18 protein-coding genes and 1 tRNA gene are annotated in these 18021 nt (G+C 59.2%); 14 read left to right on the forward strand and 5 right to left on the reverse strand.

What is annotated here, in order from left to right; translation table 11 throughout:
• The first annotated feature begins 23 nt into the window (after positions 1 to 23).
• The 8 genes from Q0I65_RS02660 (at position 24) to Q0I65_RS02695 (ending at position 7380) form a co-directional block, all read left to right on the forward strand.
• Positions 24 to 1145, forward strand: coding sequence for a septum formation initiator family protein (locus Q0I65_RS02660; protein WP_296059493.1), 1122 nt, complete (start codon positions 24 to 26; stop codon positions 1143 to 1145).
• On the forward strand, positions 1145 to 2107 hold the full coding sequence (locus Q0I65_RS02665) for a Ppx/GppA family phosphatase (protein WP_296059496.1): 963 nt from the start codon (positions 1145 to 1147) through the stop codon (positions 2105 to 2107). The genes Q0I65_RS02660 and Q0I65_RS02665 overlap by 1 nt, the downstream gene beginning before the upstream one ends.
• A 23-nt stretch (positions 2108 to 2130) precedes the next feature.
• Positions 2131 to 2215, forward strand: a tRNA-Leu gene (locus Q0I65_RS02670).
• A 54-nt stretch (positions 2216 to 2269) separates the two neighbouring features.
• Positions 2270 to 3319: a polyprenyl synthetase family protein gene (locus Q0I65_RS02675; RefSeq protein WP_296059498.1), complete on the forward strand. Its 1050-nt coding sequence runs from the start codon at positions 2270 to 2272 to the stop codon at positions 3317 to 3319.
• A 9-nt stretch (positions 3320 to 3328) separates the two neighbouring features.
• A complete protein-coding gene (locus tag Q0I65_RS02680) occupies positions 3329 to 4243 on the forward strand; it encodes a peptidoglycan-binding protein (RefSeq protein WP_296059500.1) in 915 nt (304 codons plus the stop codon).
• 775 nt (positions 4244 to 5018) lie between these two features.
• A complete protein-coding gene (locus tag Q0I65_RS02685; RefSeq protein ID WP_296059503.1) occupies positions 5019 to 5288 on the forward strand; it encodes a helix-turn-helix domain-containing protein in 270 nt (89 codons plus the stop codon).
• 307 nt (positions 5289 to 5595) lie between these two features.
• Positions 5596 to 6864, forward strand: coding sequence for a 3-isopropylmalate dehydratase large subunit (gene leuC, locus Q0I65_RS02690; protein WP_296059505.1), 1269 nt, complete (start codon positions 5596 to 5598; stop codon positions 6862 to 6864).
• Positions 6865 to 6885: 21 nt separating this feature from the next.
• Entirely contained in the window at positions 6886 to 7380 is a 495-nt protein-coding gene (locus tag Q0I65_RS02695; protein ID WP_296059507.1) for a 3-isopropylmalate dehydratase small subunit, read from the forward strand.
• A 323-nt stretch (positions 7381 to 7703) separates the two neighbouring features.
• Here Q0I65_RS02695 and Q0I65_RS02700 read toward each other — a convergent pair whose 3' ends face one another.
• The 4 genes from Q0I65_RS02700 to Q0I65_RS02715 all read right to left on the reverse strand — a co-directional run bounded on the left by Q0I65_RS02700 (position 7704) and on the right by Q0I65_RS02715 (position 10374).
• On the reverse strand, positions 7704 to 8249 hold the full coding sequence (locus Q0I65_RS02700; protein ID WP_296059509.1) for an FxLYD domain-containing protein: 546 nt from the start codon (positions 8247 to 8249) through the stop codon (positions 7704 to 7706).
• 2 nt (positions 8250 to 8251) lie between these two features.
• On the reverse strand, positions 8252 to 8500 hold the full coding sequence (locus Q0I65_RS02705; RefSeq protein WP_296059511.1) for a hypothetical protein: 249 nt from the start codon (positions 8498 to 8500) through the stop codon (positions 8252 to 8254).
• Positions 8501 to 8520: 20 nt separating this feature from the next.
• On the reverse strand, positions 8521 to 8976 hold the full coding sequence (locus Q0I65_RS02710; RefSeq protein WP_296059514.1) for a hypothetical protein: 456 nt from the start codon (positions 8974 to 8976) through the stop codon (positions 8521 to 8523).
• A gap of 258 nt (positions 8977 to 9234) precedes the next feature.
• Positions 9235 to 10374, reverse strand: a complete 1140-nt coding sequence (locus Q0I65_RS02715) for an ATP-binding protein (RefSeq protein ID WP_296059518.1) — start codon at positions 10372 to 10374, stop codon at positions 9235 to 9237.
• 317 nt (positions 10375 to 10691) lie between these two features.
• Here Q0I65_RS02715 and Q0I65_RS02720 point away from each other — a divergent pair, with 317 nt between their 5' ends.
• From Q0I65_RS02720 to Q0I65_RS02735, 4 genes are all read left to right on the forward strand, one after another.
• Positions 10692 to 10838 (forward strand): PLP-dependent transferase, encoded by a 147-nt coding sequence (locus tag Q0I65_RS02720; protein ID WP_296059521.1) that lies wholly within the window; start codon positions 10692 to 10694, stop codon positions 10836 to 10838.
• Positions 10835 to 10951, forward strand: a complete 117-nt coding sequence (locus Q0I65_RS02725; RefSeq protein ID WP_296059524.1) for a PLP-dependent transferase — start codon at positions 10835 to 10837, stop codon at positions 10949 to 10951. Before Q0I65_RS02720 ends, Q0I65_RS02725 begins: the two co-directional genes overlap by 4 nt.
• 98 nt (positions 10952 to 11049) lie before the next feature.
• Entirely contained in the window at positions 11050 to 12231 is a 1182-nt protein-coding gene (locus Q0I65_RS02730; RefSeq protein ID WP_296059526.1) for a MalY/PatB family protein, read from the forward strand.
• Positions 12232 to 12433: 202 nt separating this feature from the next.
• On the forward strand, positions 12434 to 13609 hold the full coding sequence (locus Q0I65_RS02735) for an ATP-binding protein (RefSeq protein WP_296059529.1): 1176 nt from the start codon (positions 12434 to 12436) through the stop codon (positions 13607 to 13609).
• 776 nt (positions 13610 to 14385) lie between these two features.
• On the opposite strand, the gene Q0I65_RS02740 is transcribed toward Q0I65_RS02735, so the two are convergent.
• A complete protein-coding gene (locus Q0I65_RS02740) occupies positions 14386 to 15732 on the reverse strand; it encodes a hypothetical protein (protein WP_296059531.1) in 1347 nt (448 codons plus the stop codon).
• Between the two features lie 209 nt (positions 15733 to 15941).
• Here Q0I65_RS02740 and leuB point away from each other — a divergent pair, with 209 nt between their 5' ends.
• Both leuB and Q0I65_RS02750 read left to right on the forward strand, forming a co-directional pair.
• Positions 15942 to 17051 carry a 3-isopropylmalate dehydrogenase gene (gene leuB, locus Q0I65_RS02745; protein ID WP_296059533.1) on the forward strand — a complete coding sequence of 370 codons (1110 nt, stop codon included), beginning with the start codon at positions 15942 to 15944 and terminating at the stop codon, positions 17049 to 17051.
• Positions 17052 to 17087: 36 nt separating this feature from the next.
• Positions 17088 to 17459: a histidine triad nucleotide-binding protein gene (locus tag Q0I65_RS02750; protein WP_276998092.1), complete on the forward strand. Its 372-nt coding sequence runs from the start codon at positions 17088 to 17090 to the stop codon at positions 17457 to 17459.
• Positions 17460 to 18021 lie beyond the last annotated feature (562 nt).

Below are 18021 nucleotides of genomic sequence, written 5' to 3' on the forward strand. Positions count from 1 at the left end.
ACGATGCACTAAGGGGCCATTCGTTGACACACCAGGCGAAAATCCTTTCGTTTGACAAGGCGCGTCGCGCGCAAAGCGACCGCTCGCACTCACACGATTCCTCTCGATACGCAACGCGCGATGCGCGCTCTTCCCGAACGGGGCATTCCTCCCGCGAGCGCTCGGGGTCATATGCGGCCGCCCGCACGCGCCGGGGCTCCGACTATGCCGCCCGCGCGGCGGAGCGCTTGCGCTATTCCGAAGACGACGCCCGTGAAATCCGCCAGCGCTCGTTCGACGGTGCCCGTGGCGATGCCCGCTCGCGCTCGTTCGGCGACGTCCGCGGCGACGGTCGCTACTCGTACGACAGCGCCCGCGACGTTCGTTCCGGCTCGTATGATTCCCGACGCCCCGCCTCCAACAGGGGGGCCTTCGATGGACGCGCATATTCAGCGCAATCGCGAGATGCTTACGCGGACAGCCGTCTTGCCTGGGACGATTCCCTTGAAGAGGAGAATCCCGAGCAAGCTGAGCGCGAGCCCGAGACGCTTTCTCGCTTCGAGAAGCTCAAGCGCAAGCACGCCAAGGACAAGGCGGACCGCAAGTTCGCGCGCCAGTACGGCGGCGGCGGTGACGCTGCGCCTGGAGAAGGCGGCTCGCGCGCCGCGGTGTACAAGGGGGAAATGGGCTCGGCGCATCGCCGCTCCTCCCGCATGCAGAACGAGGAATCATCGTCCGCGTCGCGGCGCACCCGCGGCGGCGACTCTCAAAAACCCGCAGCGCGCCTTGTGAGGAAGCCTTGGTTCATCGCAACCGCGGTCACGGCGTTTTGCCTGGTGTTCACCGTGTCGTTCCTCTACCCTTCAGCGGCTCAGCTCTACCATTCCGTGCGAGAGCGCGACCAGCTCCAGGCGGAATATGCCGCCATCGAGCAGCGCAACGACTCGATTCAGGCGACGGTCGACGCGCTTTCGACCGATGCGGGCGTGGAAGATCGCGCCCATCAGGAGTTCGGCTGGGTCTCGAAGGGCGAGAACGCCGTCACCGTGTACGGCCTCGACCTCGATGACGACTCGACGTTCACGGCAAGCATCGTGCCTGGCAGCATCCCCGCTCCCGAGACGTGGTACTCCAAGCTGCTCGATCCGATCTTCGGGGAGAAATAATGCGCTGCGGGCGGTATGCCGCAATCGACATTGGGACGGTGACGTGCCGTATGCTCGTCGTCGATGCGGACGAGTCGGGGCTCCGCGAGCTCACGCGGGAATACGCCATCACCAACCTCGGTGAAGGGGTAGACGCAACGGGCGAGCTCAAGCCCGAGGCGATCGACCGCGTCGTTCGAGCCATCGACGGGTTCCTCGCGGTGCGCGATTCGCTCTCGACGCCTGATCATCCGGTGGTTCGCACCGTTGCGGTGGCGACATCGGCAGCTCGCGACGCGCGCAACGCCGCCGATTTTGCAGCGCGTCTGCGCGAACGGGGTATCGAGCTTTCCGTTATCCCTGGATCCCGCGAGGCCGCGCTGTCGTTCTCGGGCGCCTCGATCGACTTTCCGGGCGAGCGCCTCATGGTGGTCGATGTGGGCGGCGGCTCGACCGAGGTCGTCATGGGAACGGGTGGCGCCGAGCCTTTGTGCGCGCATTCCTTCAACGTGGGATGCCGCCGTGTGACCGAGAAGTTCCTGGCGAGCGACCCGCCTGCGCTCGAGGAGCTTGCCCGGGCGCGCGCATGGATTCGAGAGCAGATGGCTTCCTGGTTCGCCGATCAGGCGAAAGAGGCGGCGTTGCTCGAGCGTGTCGTCGCGGTGGCGGGCACGGCGACGACCGTCGTCAGCATCCGCGAGCGCATGGAGACCTACGACTCCTCGCGCGTTCACAAGGCGCTGGTTTCCCGGCAGGATCTGCTCGAGGTGTACGAGCGCTTGGCCGTCCTGCCGCTTTCTGAGCGAATGCAGGTGGTGGGGCTCGATCCCAAGCGCGCGCCCGTGATGGTCGTGGGGCTTCTCATCCTGCTCGAAGTGCTCGATTTCGCCGGCATTGATGCGTTTACGGTGAGCGAAACGGACATTCTGCATGGTATTACGCTCGCAGTCTCGCATGAGGCCTGCGAAAAATCGTGCTTGTGATAGGATTTGCACGAGCAAATCGCGGGGGCGTGGCGGAATTGGCATACGCAGCGGACTTAAAATCCGCCGCCGCAAGGCTTGTGGGTTCGAGTCCCACCGCCCCTACCAGATGTTTGCTTCTGGAAACGTTCGATCTATGAAGACAGGCGATTTACCGACCGCATGGAAACCATCAACGACATCATCGCATTGACCGAGCAGCCCCCCACCTCTTTCGAGGAGTATCTGAGCTGTTACGCGTCCAAAATTGGGGACATCCTCAACGCCTACATTCCGTCGGGCTCGCATCCCGACATGGATCGCTATCTCTACGATCCCCTGAAGCGCTATAGCGAAAACGGCGGCAAGCGCCACCGCCCGCTCATCTGCTTCGCAGCATGTCGCGCAGTCGGCGGGAACATGGAGCTTGCCACGAGCGCTGCGGCGGCTATCGAGCATTTCCACACAGCGGCGCTCATCCACGACGACATCGCCGACGAGGCCGAGCTGCGCCGCGGCGAGCCCTGCCTGCACCTTACCGAGGGCGTAGGACTTGCCATCAATATGGGAGACCTTGCGTTGTCCCTGGTCAACGGCACGGTAATCAATGATCCGCTGTTGAGCGACGCGGTGAAGGTGCGTGTGGTCAGCGAGCTGATCGAAATGACGCGCCGCACGATCGAGGGCCAGGCGCTCGATATCGGATGGGCGCGCGACGGTCGCTACGACATCACGCCCGAGGATTACCTGGTCATGGCGACGCACAAGACCGCGCACTATTCGGGCGCGGTGCCCTTAGCGGTCGGCGCCATCGTGGGCGGCGGCACCGAGCAGCAGATTGAGGCGCTGCGCTCTTACGGTCTCGACACAGGGCTCGCTTTCCAGATCCAAGACGATTTGCTGAACCTCATCGGCAGCGAGGAATCCACCAAGAAGGATTTCCGCAGCGACATCACCGAGGGCAAGCGCACGCTCATGGTCGTCCATGCGCTGCAGAACTCCCCGAAGCGCGAGCGCCTGATCGAGATTCTCTCCTCGAAGGAGAAAGATCCCGCCGTCCTCGCCGAGGCGGTGGACGTCATGGTTGAGTCCGGGTCCATCGAGTACGCGCGCACCTACGCGGAAAACCTGACGAGCATCGCCAAGAATCGCCTGGTCGACCTTGTCGAGCCGTCCGATTCGCTGAAGCTGCTCATCTCCATGGCCGATTGGTTCGTCAACAGATTGAAGTAGGCGGTTCTCATGGATAGGATCAAACGAAACGACAAAGGGCCGGCGGTCGAGGACGTGCAGCAGCGCCTCGTCGCTGCCGATTGCCTTGAGGAAGGCGCCGTGAGCGGCGTCTTCGACGACGCGACGGTTGCCGCGGTGCGCGCCTTCTGCGTGAAGTCGGGCCTTCCTGCGGCCGAAGAGGTCGACGAGAAGGTGTGGTCGGCGCTCGTCGACGCGACGTTCTCCCTGGGAGATCGTACGCTCTACCTGCGCATGCCGTACTTCCATGGCCGCGATGTGCGCGAGCTGCAGCAGGTGCTTTCCGCGCTCGGGTTCGCCTGCGGCGTGATCGACGGCATCTTCGGGGCCCATACCGAAGACGCGCTGCGCAAGTTCCAGCTCAACCTGGGCCTTCCTTCCGATGGCATCGCGGGCGCATACACGTATGCCGCGATCCAGAACCTGCATCATTCGTGGGTCGGCAAGGCCGCCATCCACGAGATTGTCCACCTTGGGTTCGCGCGTGCGGCGGGAGTGCTCGAGCGGAATGCGTTGTGCCTGTTCGGCACCGAGGAATTCGCCCGCAGCGTTGCGTCGCGTATGTCGAACCTCTCGCTTGCCACGAACCCGCAGTCGAAGATTCTCTCTGCGGATTCGCTTCTCGTCGCGCCTGACGAGTCGATGCTTCTCGTGCACATCGTGCTTCCCGAGGAGGAGGCCGTGCAGAAGATACCGCGCGTGAGCTACGAGGACGAGGCCACGCTGCCGCTTCGCTTGGAGCAGGCCATCGCCGCAGCTCGCAAGGCGACGCCGCGGCGCATCGCTATCGAGCTTCCCGGTCGTGTGTGGGAAGACGCGGGTGAGGGCCGCAGCGCCCAGCATTTCGCGATCACCCTGCTCGACGCCTTGTGCACTGCGCTTTCCCAAAGCGAGCGTTCCGCCTAAGCGCTGCCGCTCGGCGTGCGTCTTGCGGGGAATGACTGCGCGTCTTACGCGGTCGTGTGGCGCGACAGCTAGACAAACCAAACGAGAGCCGCCAGAGTGCGGCTCTCTTGCTGTATGGGATGGCGGAACTGCCCGAGAGTGCTTCTCCTCGCCGCATGGGGTGGGCCATTGCCTGCGTGCTTCTCCTGCTGCATTGGGGGCGGGGCAATTATGCCCGTGCTCCTCTTTGCGTCGGGTGATATTCGCTCGCGCGAGCGCTTTGCATTTTTTGTGGCGGAGGTTTTTCGTAAGGCTACTAGCAAGTAAAACTCGATACTACTTTGTTTTTTCGGGGGGGGGTTGATTGCCCTTGTTTTATCGACTTCAAGCATGACATAATGCCTGACAGTTGTAAGAAAATGGGGGACGCGTAATGAGGACATCTGCAAATAAAATACTCGGTCTTATAGTGGCTGCAGCTCTTGCCTTCGGTCTCGCACCCGGCGGACTGGTCGCCTACGGAAACGACGCGAAAGATGCCTCGTTTGCCTCTCGCAAACGCGCTCAAGCGGGACAGCGTTAGGCTGCTTACCATACGAGCGCGCATCATGAAAGAGCAGAGGCGGCAAAGGCGTCAATTGTTATTTGCGCATCCCTCAATTGGGCAGGTGAACAGGGGTGCGCAGCATATAATCGAATAGAGGCCTGAACGGCTCTTGACGATTCCCAGCAACAACATCGAGAAGATGTTCAATCGATATAAAACGGACGAGGAACGAACCAAAAGGGGGACACTATGGTGTCAAAGGCAGAAACGCCCACGGAAGAAGAGCGCGAGCATCTCACCCCGATGCAGGAACGCCTGCTCGGCTATATTGCCTTCCGGACGGTCGGTCGAGACGGGACGAGCGAATCGAAGCGCCAGCTCGCCGAGCACCTTCGCAGCAGCACGAAGACGGTCGACCGGGCGATTACCCGCCTGTGCAATGAGGGCTACATCGAGGTGGAGGAGAATCTTCTTCCCGACGGCCGGCAAGGCGCCAACACGTATCGACTGAGTAGATAACGAGCAGCTTACTTGCTCCGCGCGCTTCGTCGCAAGGCTCTCAAGGGCTCGAATTCTCCCGTCTCTCGTGCGCTTTCCCCTTGCCGCGCGCTGCCCCCTGTGCGCTTTCCCGTGCGCTCCTCTCGCCTTCCCGCTGCGAGCTGCCTTCCGTCGCCCTTTCCCTCTCCACGAGCCTTCCCCCGCCGTGCGCTTTCTCACGCTTTGTCACAATCTGCATCTTACGTGCGGATGAACTTCGTGACCTGGCGGGAGTGCTACAATGTGCGGGTTTCACAGACGGTTCAACTGCACGAAAGAGGGAGTCAACATGGCACGTCCCATGACCATGGCGGAAAAGATTCTGGCCGCCCATGCGCATCTCGATGAAGTGGAGCCGGGGCAGCTGATCGAATGCGATCTCGACCTCGTGCTTTCCAACGACATCACGTCGCCCATTGCGATCAAGAACTTCAAGAAGATCGGCGTCGAGAAGGTGTTCGACCCGACCAAGATCGCCCTGGTGCCCGACCACTACGTTCCCAACAAGGACATCAAGAGCGCCGAGCAGGCCAAGCAGGTGCGCGAATTCGCCCGCGAGCAGGGCATCACGCACTATTACGAAGTCGGCTGCATGGGCGTTGAGCATGCGCTTTTGCCCGAGCAGGGCGTTGTGGGCGCGGGTGACCTCATCATCGGCGCCGACTCCCACACCTGCACCTATGGTGCGCTCGGCGCATTCTCCACGGGTGTCGGCTCCACCGATGCCGCGGTCGGCTATGCCACCGGCAAGGCGTGGTTCAAGGTGCCCGAGACGCTGCTCTTCAAGATCGACGGCGAGCTCAACCCGGGTGTTACCGGCAAGGACATCATCCTCTACATCATCGGCATGATCGGCGTCGACGGTGCGCTGTACAAGGCGATGGAGTTCACGGGCAGCGCCATCCGCAGCCTGTCGATGGACCAGCGCCTTTCCATCTCCAACATGGCGATCGAAGCTGGCGGCAAGGCCGGCCTCATCGAGGTGGACGATATCGCGCGCGCTTACATGGACGGCCGCACCGAGCGCCCCTACACCGAGTATCATTCCGACCCCGACGCGAAGTACGCGAAGGTGTACGAGATCAAGGCGTCCGACATTCCGCCGACGGTTGCGTTCCCGCATCTGCCGTCGAACACGCGCCCGGTCGCCGAGGCGCGCGACGTGAAGATCGACCAGTCCGTCATTGGCAGCTGCACGAACGGCCGCCTGGAGGACATGCGCCAGGCCGCGGCCGTGCTCAAGGGCCGCAAGGTTCATCCCGACGTGCGCTGCATCGTGATTCCCGCCACCCAGCAGGTGTACAAGCAGTGCATCGCCGAGGGGCTCATGGATATCTTCCTTGACGCCAACTGCGCGGTTTCCACCCCGACATGCGGCCCGTGCCTGGGCGGCTACATGGGCATCCTCGCCGCAGGTGAGCGCTCGATTTCCACCAGCAACCGCAACTTCGTCGGCCGCATGGGTGACCCGACGAGCGAGGTCTATCTCTCCTCGCCGGCCGTTGCCGCGGCGAGCGCCGTCTTGGGGCACATCGGCCTGCCGGAAGATTTGGACTAACGGGAAGGGAAGGTTCCACTCATGCATTTCAAGGGTACCGCGCATCGCTACGGGCGCGACATCGACACCGACGTCATCATTCCGGCCCGCTACCTGAACTCCTCCGAGCCCGAGTGGCTCGCGCAGCATTGCCTGGAGGATTTGGACGCCGACTTCGTGAAGAAGGTCAAGAAGGACGACATTATCGTTGCCGAGGAGAACTTCGGCTGCGGCAGCTCGCGCGAGCATGCGCCGATCGCCATCAAGGCGGCGGGCGTCGACGTGGTCATCGCGAAGAGCTTCGCGCGCATCTTCTACCGCAACTCGATTAACACGGGCCTCGCCATCATGGAGTGCCCCGAGGCGGTCGATGCTATCAAGCAGGGCGACGTTGTGGATGTCGACGCCGATGCGGGCATCATCACGAACACCACGACGGGCGAGACCTTCAAGGCACAGCCGTTCCCGCCGTTCATCCGCGAGATCATCGAGGAAGGCGGCCTGATCAACCGCACGAGGAAGGTACTGGGGAAGTAAAACTCCCCTGACGACATCGATTGCGATGCACCTCCCGTTTCCCGGACCGATAAGGCTTGAGGGAAGCGGGAGGTTTTCTTTCGCGGGGGTCGTGCGGGGTGTTGCGGGCGCTGTCGCAAATGCATTGCCCAACGCTCAGTTACGCGGGAATGCTCGAATTATGAGTGTCTCCTCGCGCATATTTGCTGCGGATATTTGGAAGGTCGGCGTGAGAAACGTTGTGAGGTGCCGATGATGGCTGTTTTGTCGTGCGTCGCCTCTCGTTTGCACGAAAAGGCTGCCGTCGTGTTCAAAACTGAAGGTCTCTACATGATACGCTGAGACTATTTCGACTTCTTTTTATAGGCATCAATTTCAGCTTGGAGCTTTGCATTCTCTTGCTTCAGAAAAGTTACTCCGCTCAATTCAAATGAAGCAATTTCGCTTGGGTCGGCGTCGATGTCGTTGAGTATGGCTATCGCTTTAAAATCTGCCGTTTCTCCTGCGTCTATATTCTCTGCTACTCCCAGAGCTGTGCCAATTTCCGTCCCTGATGAATTGTATAGATGCCATGTCATTGCGATAGTTTCTTTTCTGCCGCAAGCATTATTTACCCTGCCTGTAATGTAGGGAAGGCTGTCAATAGTTTCGATTTTTTGATTTGTAATCTTATATCCGTCTCCGCTATCGGTTTTTCCTTGGCTTCCAAGAAAAAGAAGCGCCACTATAATGGCGATAACTATGACGACAATGATAATTCCGAACGCTTTTTTCCGATTGACTGGCTTCCCTGTTTTGCAATCAGTAATGTCGTTATTACTTTGGGCTGAAGAGGGGCAGCTGCTTTCGTCGAGCATCGTATTTGCATTTTCTGGTCTAAGGTCAGTCATGGCTACTCCTTCTCGGCTGTGCTTATTTGATTTGCTTGATTAGCAGTGGATTTGTTGGGTAAAGCAATGACGTAAAGCCCTGTTGCTATTGGCGTAGCGAATATTCCGATAAACCAAAGAAGCCCCCTATTATTCATAGAATAGCCTTTCGCCTCCCCTACTTGGATTAGGAGCTTGATTGATATGAGCCAAGCTGCAATTACGGCAACGATAGTGCATACATAGATAAGAATAATAATGACGGTGATCAAGATGCAGACTCCTTTGTTGCTTAGAGAGAGGCTATCGAATACGTTGATTGAAGAGATAAGAGTGATATTGATATTGCGAAGCGTCGATTTCTCGGCATTTTGCTTAGCAGAAAGTTCCAGCCTTGTTCTGTGATTATGTAGCAAATGCCTTTGCCGCCTCCGCTGTTGCGGGGGGTAACGATGTGTGCTTGTGCCAAGAGATCCCAATAATTAGTTTGCAAATCGTCGCCGTAGAGAAAGTCGCTGTTGCTGTTTTGGGACTTGAGATAATCGAAAAGAAATCTTCTAAGAGAACCGATTGTGACTGGCGGAATTGCGCTAATGGGAATCCGCCAGTCACCACGGTTATTTTTGATTGCCCCAAGTGCATCTTTGTATTTGCGGCAATATGATGAAACGCGGTCTCTGTCTCGAAGGCCCCATATCACTTTTGCTTCGTTTGTATCCATGTAATCTATACCGTTGATTGTCTCCATGGAAATAATTCCTAAAACTGTGTGTTGACTAACTGTAGGATTGACGCTCGATCGAGCATGTTCTTTGGACAAATAGATTTATCGAGTTTGTCATTGTCGGCTAATAACTTGAACGGTGGATAGCGAATGAAATGGACTAGCATAACTGACTCTCCTAGATACCTGCAGGTTTGCGATTGCTAGGGAAAATGGGTATTCTTCCTGGTAACAGGTTATCGGGGGGGGGCTTGTCAATGATTGTTTTGGCTACTCTTCTGGTCAGAGGATTTCGCTGCGTAGATAGTCTCCTAAGTGTGGCGTAGAGAAGCGCACGAGGCCATAACCTGCCGACTCGATGACGTGCTCGCGAATGAGGCTGGCCCGATATTTTGCCGCCCAGCTTGTGGTTCTCCCGGTGCGCTCGGCAATATCGGAAACCTTCGACGAGGCATCGCCGTCTTTCGCCATCGCCTCTATGAAGAAACGCTGCGGACTGCGGAGACCATAATACAATGGCGCGCATATCGCCTCGTAAAAGGCGAGAAGGGCGTCGGATTCCCCAGTTGAAACGTCGCAGCTCTCGATAATGCGCGATCCGCGCCGCTCGGCGGCACGCCACATGTAATACCCGACGAGTTGGATCATGTATGGATGCCCGCCCGCCTTCCGCGCAGCGTCGAGCGCTATCTCTTCAGGGATTTCCTTCCCAGACTTCGAGGCGACACTTGCATACGCATCTCGTACTTCAAGTAAGGGAATCTCCTTGAGAATGCGGCGCTGGCTTCGCCTTAAAAACGTGAGGACATCGTTTCCTGTAAGGTCGTCGACAATTGAAGGAAGGCCGGCGAAGGCGAATGCGATGCCCTTCTTTTCACTATCAGGGGTGTTCGTCAAATCCTGATCTCGGATAACGTGCTGCAGGGCGGTTGCAAGCGCCACCATATCATCCGGTGAGGCGGCTTGCGCTTCGTCGATGGTGAACACGATGCCTTTCCCCGGCGCTTCTTTTTTCAAGCGCTGATTTATCGCTTCGCGCAAGGTGAGGGCGCATTGTTCGGATGGGGCGAATGATGCTGCTCCTAAACTCGCACTTGCGATGCCTGGAATCGAAAACGAGGGCCCTATGTTCGCGCTTTTAAGCTTGAGTCCCTGGGGCGCCAGGGCGGCGACGATGCGGTCGCAAAGGCCGAAAGACGCAGTCTCGGAGACGACAGTCCAGCCTTGAGCGGTTGCAAGGCGGGCAAATTCGCTGAGCATGACTGTTTTCCCGTAGCCGCGCTGGCCGGTAATGAGCATGAGCCGTCCAGGTGCTCCAGCACCGTTTTCGAGCCCCTCTGCGAAATCGTCGATAATTGGCTGTCGGCCGATAAGCAGCGGGGGAATTTTTCCTGCGGTGGGTTTGAAAGGATTTTGAGTCAAGCGGGCCTCGCTTCGATTTTCTTTTCGTGGTGAACAATTACTAAACTGTATTAAATTATACCAACTTCTACCAAACACTACGACTCGAATTGACGTACTTTGGGCGGATTGGAGGTTGCCTTTCCGTAAACGTGGGAATGGGTTTCAGCCTGATAGCTGGTGTTTTACTAGGGAAATGATGGCTGCTCCGTCCTGCCTCTGCACGTGCCGTGCCGGGTGGGCTAGCGCAGGTCACGCGCGCACGTGCCGTGCCGGGTGGGCGGGAGCCTTGAAGATTTCTGCGAGCTGTTGCGCCTCTCGGTCTTTGCGCGCCCCGCATGGGCGATCACGTGCTGGTGAGCGACGACCTTTACGGCGGCACGTATCGCCTGTTCAGCAACATCTATACGCAGTACGGGCTGGAATTCGACTACGTCAACCTTGCCGATGCCAACGCGCTCGCGGCGTGCAGACGTACGGCTTGATTTCGAAGCCGATGCTCGACAAGCTGGGAATCGATGAGCGCCTGCTGCGCCTTTCGGTCGGCCTCGAAAACGCGGAGGACCTTATCGCCGACCTGGAGCAAGCAATAGGGTAACCTTATCGATTGAGGAAAAATCACCAAGGTTGCGCGTTTTGCCCGGGACGGGTGCGCCTGGGTGCGGCCTTGCGTGTTCAAGTGAATGGAGCATTCGCATGACGAAGTACGATTTCGAGACGATTATCGAGCGTCGCGGTACGGGCAGCTTGAAGTGGGACGCGTGGAGCCGCCGCGGTCACGCCGCCGATGAACTGCCGCTTTGGGTCGCCGACATGGATTTCAAGACCGTGCCCGCCGCGATCGAGGCGCTGACGGATCGCGTGGCGCACGGCGTGTTCGGCTACTCGATGGCGTCCGACGGATACTACGAGGCGGTGCAAGGGTGGTTCGAGCGCCGTCACGGTTGGCGCCCGGAGCGCGAGTGGTTCGTCATGACCCCCGGCGTGGTGTTTGCCCTGGCCATGGCCGTGACCTCATTCACGCAGCCGGGCGATGCCGTGATCATCCAGCCGCCCGTGTACTACCCGTTCCGCATGATGATCGAGGATAACGGCCGCAAGATGGTCGCGAGCCCGCTGCTCTACGACGGCGGACGCTACACCATGGACTACGAGGGCTTCGAGCGCGAGCTGGAGAAATCGGGTGCGAAGCTGTTCATTCTGTGCAACCCGCACAATCCCGTGGGGCGCGCGTGGACCGAAGACGAGCTGCGGCGCATCGGCGACATCTGCCTGCGCCACAACGTCGTGGTGGTCGCTGACGAGATCCACGCCGACTTTGCGCGCGCGGGCCATGTGCATGTGCCGTACGCCTCGCTCGGCGAGCGCTACGCCAAAAGCGCCGTCGTCTGCACGGCGCCGAGCAAGACGTTCAACCTGGCAGGACTGCAGCTGTCAAACATCTTCATCCCGAGCCCCGATCTTCGCGCCGCGTTCAGGCGCACGCTCGACCGCACAGGCTACGACGAGCCGAGCGTGTTCGGCGTCGTGGCCACGCAGGCGTGCTATGAGCAGGGCGGGGAATGGCTCGACGAGCTTAAGGGCGTGCTCGATGAGAATTACGCCGTGCTCGAAGCGGCGGTTTCGCGCATGCCGGGCGTGGAGCTCGTGCCGCTCGAGAGCACGTACCTGCCGTGGATCGACTGCCGTGGCCTGGGGCCTAGCGACGTCGAGCTCAAGCATCTGGTGGAGCATGACGCGAAGCTCTGGCTCGACATGGGAACGATGTTCGGCTCCGAGGGCGCGGGCTTCGTGCGCGTGAACCTTGCAAGCCCGAAGACCATGATCGAGGACGCCTGCGGCCGACTCGAGCGGGCGGTGGCGGCTCTGGGGAGGTAGTCACCTGAGGGAGCGTGGTACGAGTATGCGAGGGAGCCTCGTTGCGGGGCTGGTTGCGGTTCGCCGCAGCCTTCTCTTATGTCGCGTTGCTCTCGTTTTCCATTTGCGATTTTTCTTCGTTCAGATATTTCTAAGTGAATATATGTGATTATAAAATAGAATATAGATACGCTTATAATCACTTAGAAACGAAGGACTTCGCGTGATTAATCCATTTAATCCTGGTGCAGGCAGAATGCCACCCTTTCTTGCGGGCCGCGCTTCAATTGTGCGTTCGCTAAAGGCAGACATGCGGCAAGTGTATGACCACTCGGAAGGCGCGCGGCCTGTTATTATTTCGGGGCTGCGGGGCATGGGAAAGACAGTACTTCTTCAGGAGCTTGCTGAAGAAGCTCGCAATCGCGGTTGGATTGTCGTTTGGGCGGAGGCTGCGAAAAATGACTCGCTTGCCAGGAAGCTTGCGCGAGCCACGTTTGTCGAGTTGCGGCGCTTGAGAGCTATTCTCGACCCTTCGCGTTCCGCTTTCTCTCATGCGCTTGCGGTGTTGCGGTCGTTTCAGATTAAAGTCGATCCGACTGGGTCATTCTCTCTTGGGGTGGACGTAAAGCCAGCTTCGGGATACGCCGATTCAGGGGATCTTTCGCTCGATTTAGGCGACTTGCTGCAGGCTCTGGGCGAGGCTGCTCGCGAGGCGGGGACTGCTGTTTTCATTGGAATCGATGAGCTTCAGGAAGCTGCGCCTGACGATTTGTCTGCCCTGAATGTGGCTCTTCACGCACTCGGGCAGGGCATTGACCCCGTTCCTGTTTACTTTGCGGGAGTGGGCTTGCCGACTCTGCCCGCGGCTTTGGCCGAAGCGACGAGCTACGCTGAGCGAATGTATAGATACTATTCCCTCGATCTCCTTTCGGAAGACGAGGTTCGCGATGCATACGTAGTTCCCCTTAACGACATCGGCGTGACATGGAAGGATTCTGCGCTGGAGCGGGCTAAGAAAGCTGCTGCGGGGTATCCATACTTCATTCAGCAGTGTGGCTACTGTATCTGTGAGCAGCTCGGTTTACCTGGGGAAATAGGAGATGACGAGGTTGTTGCGGGTATTGCGTTAGCGGAAGATGAGCTCGATCGAGGGCTTTATCGGTCTCGGTGGGATAGGGCTACGCCCCAAAGTAAAGTAATGATGTCCGTCATGGCGAAACTTGGTTGTCCGGTTAGATTGAATGAGGTGGCGCTTGCTATGGGCAAGCGACGCACAAGCGACCTGTCGCCTCTTCGCGATCGCTTGATTGAGGACGGCCTTATCTATTCGCCCGAACGCGGATACGTTTCATTCACCGTGCCGGGAATGGACAGGTTTATTGCCGGCGTTGAGGGGTAGCGACCTGCCCCTCGGCTTAGGAGTTGCCAGATGATTGGGTGTACGGGGTGCTAATCCGAGCACCCAATCTTATCGGAGCCTATCGAGTTCATTCAGATAGCTGAATTGCTTGTCGCAGGTAAGCTGATAGGAACCATTCTTCATTCGACATTTGCAGACTTCTATCTGATCGTCGCAGCTCCTGCAGAGGTTTGGCCGCTTGATAATCTCTAGGGAATGAAGGTAGTCTCCGTTTTTCTCCGAAAGCAAACCAAAAGTGATTCGCTTTACCTTGCCACTCATAAGGGTCGTTTAGAACACTAATCGGTGAAGCGAATGCTCCGTATTCGATTGCGCTCTGAATGTATCGAAGCTGAGTGAATTTGAATGCTCCCATTGCGGCGGAATCGATTCTGGCTAGTTTATTTGTTGTGCGAAGCTGCGTAATCGGGCGACTGGAGTTCCTTTTCGCATAGGATTTCCCCGTCTGCCCCTTTGACCGTAATGCGCTTGGCTACCTCATCCTCGGCAATCGTTCATAACCCCCGAAAAAGTCACCACTTCTGCCGGAAAAAATGCCGCGGAATTTAAATGAGGGGTTTCCAGCCTTGGGATTGGGGCCTCTGGCTTTGGAATCGGGTCTCCGACCTCGGGATTGGGCTTTCCGGCTTCAGAGTCGGGTCGCCGGCCTTAGAATCGGCTCTCCTGCCTTAGTCCTCGCGGCTACGCAAAGGGGGCGACCAGGCCATCGCTTGCCCTGGTCGCCCCCTTCTTGTAAGTGTTTGTCGCCTGGCGACTTACTTCCCGAATATCTTCGAGAAGAACCCTTGCTTTTTAACCTTCTCCTCGCGCAGGGACCCCTCGCGCTTCGCCTCTGCCTGCGGGGCGCCGCCGTTGCCGCCGCTGCCGCCGATGCGGACGATCTCGTGCAGGAAAGGCGACTTCACGTAGCGAATCTCGATGGGCGTCGCGTGCACGGTGCTCTCGCCCGAGAGGTGCACGGTCGAGCTGAGCGGGGCGACGACGTGAGTTTCGCGCGTCTCGCTGAACAACACGGCGGCGGCGCGTCCCGTCTGGCCATTCACGGCGATGCGCACCTGCTCGCCCTCGCGCCCGTCCGAGGCGGGCCTATCGACGTAGTAGATGGGCACGAGCATGAGCCCGGAAGTGTGCTTCCTCACGTTATATGTCCAGGTGCGGAGGCTCTTCTTGCTCAGGCCGAGCGCTTCCTCGGCGTCGTTTTTCGCAATCTTGAGCGCCAGGTTGTCGATGATGACGCTGTCCTTCGCGAAAGCCTCGACGGCCGCCACGCGGAAATTCCCCTCCTGCATGGCGGGGTCGAAAGGGGCCACCGCCGAGAAATCCCACGGCTCTAAAAGGTTCATGAGGGACAAATCGAATATGCGCGTCTTGGGATAGACCCAATCGAGTACCTCGAAGAGCACGAGCGTCTCCTTCTGGAGCTTCTTACCGGGGTAAGACGCGATTATGCGCAGGTCAGCGAGCGATACCGCGGCATATGCGAGAACCATCTGGTTGTCGATGGCATCCTCGACGCTGTGCCCCGCGAAGAGGTCGGGGTGCTGCCGCACGAGCTCGCGGGCGTTTGCGCGCGCCTGCTGCTCGGATATGCGGCAGGGAATTGCCTGGTCGGGGATGTACTCCGAGCCCGTCCCGATGGACAGGTGCTTGCTGAAGGTGCCGGGTTGCAGCAGGTCGGTGGCGCCGATCTTGTTCCCGCACGACGGGCATTCGAACACGCTCTGGGTCGACTTGCCCTCGAACGCCGCGCCGCAAAACGGGCAGGGGATGCTTACGGTCGTCGCGCGCTCGAACTCGCCTGCGGTGGCGGGGTCCTCGTTCAAGATCCACTCGGCGAGGGACATGTTGCGCCAGTAGGGCTTGAAGAAGTACCAGTCTGATTCCTTCGGAGGCTCAAGGCGCGACACCTGCGGCAGTTTGATCAGGCCGTTTACTATCTGAAGGGGCTGGTGGCGGAACTTCACGATGGAATCTTGCCCCGTCGCGCCTTCTCCCCAGGGTTCGCTCGTCCCGCAATACGCGCATTCGAAGCTGCGGGTTGCCTGGTGGGAATACATGGGGCCGCCGCAGTTGCGGCATTTGATAGCGAAGAAATCTTCCATGAAGCCTCCTTGGCATTCGGGTTGTCGCTTGGAAGTATGTGGGAGCGAGCGCGGGTTTGGGAATACCCCTATGGCCCATTTCGCGCCGCTGCTGCAGCTTTCGTTTCGCAAGTTTGCGCGGGGAAATCCGAGTGAGCCCCTTCCTTGTTATCGCGCTGCGCTACTATAGGCGGGTGCGAGAAAACGCTTATCGAAAGAGGCATGCAACTATGACTACGAAGTACAACATCTGCCTTTTGCCGGGCGACGGCATCGGCCCCGAGATCATCGCGGAAGGGGTGAAGGTCCTAAATGCCGTCGGCGCGAAGTACGACACGGAATTCGCGTGCGAGGAATCGCTCATCGGCGGCGCCGCCATCGATGTTGTAGGTGAGCCGCTTCCCCAGGCGACGCTCGATGCCGCGAAGGTCGCCGACGCCGTGCTTCTTGCCGCTGTGGGCGGGCCGAAGTGGGACACGACCGACCCGAACGCTCCGCGCCCTGAGCAGGGTCTTCTCGGTATCCGCAAGGGCTTGGGCCTCTACACCAACCTGCGCCCCGTGCAGATCTTCGACGCGCTCGCCGGCGCTTCCACGTTGAAGCCCGAGGTCATCGCAGGCGTCGACCTCATGATTGTGCGCGAGTTGACGGGCGGTTTGTACTTCGGCAAGCGCGAGCGCTTCTACGATGAGGAGGGTGCTGGCGTAAACGGCGCCAAGGGGCAGCGCGCCTACGACACGCTCGAGTACCGCGAGTACGAGATCGAGCGCATCGCTCGCCAGGCGTTCGATGCTGCGCGTAAGCGTCGCAAGAAGGTGACGAGCGTCGACAAGGCCAACGTGCTCGAGACCTCTCGCATGTGGCGCGAGATCGTGCATCGCATCGGCGAGGCCGAGTATCCCGATGTCGAAATCGAGGACCTGCTCGTCGACAACACGGCGATGCAGCTGATCAACCGTCCTGCCGACTTCGACGTTGTGGTGACCGAGAACATGTTCGGCGACATCCTCTCCGACGAGGCGGCCCAGATCACGGGCTCGCTCGGCATGCTCGCCTCCGCCAGCTTGGGCGACGGCACCGCGCTCTACGAGCCTTCCCACGGAAGCGCGCCCGACATCGCGGGCAAGGGCATCGCGAACCCGCTCGCGCAGATTCTCTCCGTCGAGATGATGCTGCGCTACAGCTTCGACATGAACGATGCCGCCGACGACATCCGCCGCGCGGTGACCAACCTGCTCAACGACGGGTGGCGCACGGGCGACCTGAAGGATGCCACCACTCCTGCCGACAAGGTGGTCAACTGCGCCGGCATGGGCGATTTGGTCGTGAAGTACCTGTAAACTAGTCCTGACGTGATGCTATCGAAAGGAGCCGACATGGCTGACGATTGCTTGTTCTGCAAACTCATCTCCGGGGAAATCCCCACGAACAAGGTCTACGAGGATGACATCTGCTTCGCGTTCGACGACATCGAGCCCGAGGCGCCCGTGCACACGCTGCTCGTGCCGAAGAAGCACTACGACGACATGTGCGACGGCGTGCCCGAGGAAGTTTTCGGCCACATGATGTCGGTCGTCCCGAAGGTCGCCGAGATCAAGGGCGTGCGCGAGTCCGGCTTCCGCACGGTGGTGAACACCGGCCCCGATTCCGCGACCACGGTGAAGCATTTCCACATCCACATTCTGGGTGGGGTGAAAATGGGACGCTTCACGTTCGAGAACTCCCAGCGCGCGCAGGGCGAGGAGTAAACACCGGCGTTTAGCGCGACGGCGCGCGGGCGAGCGTGGGTGCGCGACCCTTTCGTCAGCGGGTACGCTGCCCAATCGGCGAACGCGTGCGAGCTGCTGGCCACCTTGCCTCAACGAGCAAGCTGGCAATCCGCCGGCGGCATGTTTTTCAAGCCCCTCCTGTTCGCAGTTCAGTTCGACCTGGGCCTTTTGAAGTAAAGCTGCGGCTGATTTCTGTTCGCTGACGTTTGGCGTGCAACATGAGCCTCTCCGCGGTTCCTGCGCGGAGAGGCTCGCCTGTTTTGCGGACGGTGTAAGCCTCTCTTTGCGAGGAGCGGAATCTTTTCCTGCGTTTTGCGGTTCTCGTCCTTGGACTAACCGGGCTTCCTTCTCGAGCGTTCCGACTCGACCAACGTGCGCGGCCTTTTTCCGGGCGTTCTGCCTCTGCCAGCTTGCGCGGCCGCTTCTCGAGCGTGCCGACTCGACCAGCTTGCGCGGCTCCTTCCCGACTTCTATATCTCGATTGATATGATAGTAATTAAGTGTCATTTAGAGACAAATTCATGCCATTCGTCCTAGAACG

The organism is uncultured Ellagibacter sp. (assembly GCF_934643285.1).
Taxonomy (GTDB): domain Bacteria; phylum Actinomycetota; class Coriobacteriia; order Coriobacteriales; family Eggerthellaceae; genus Ellagibacter.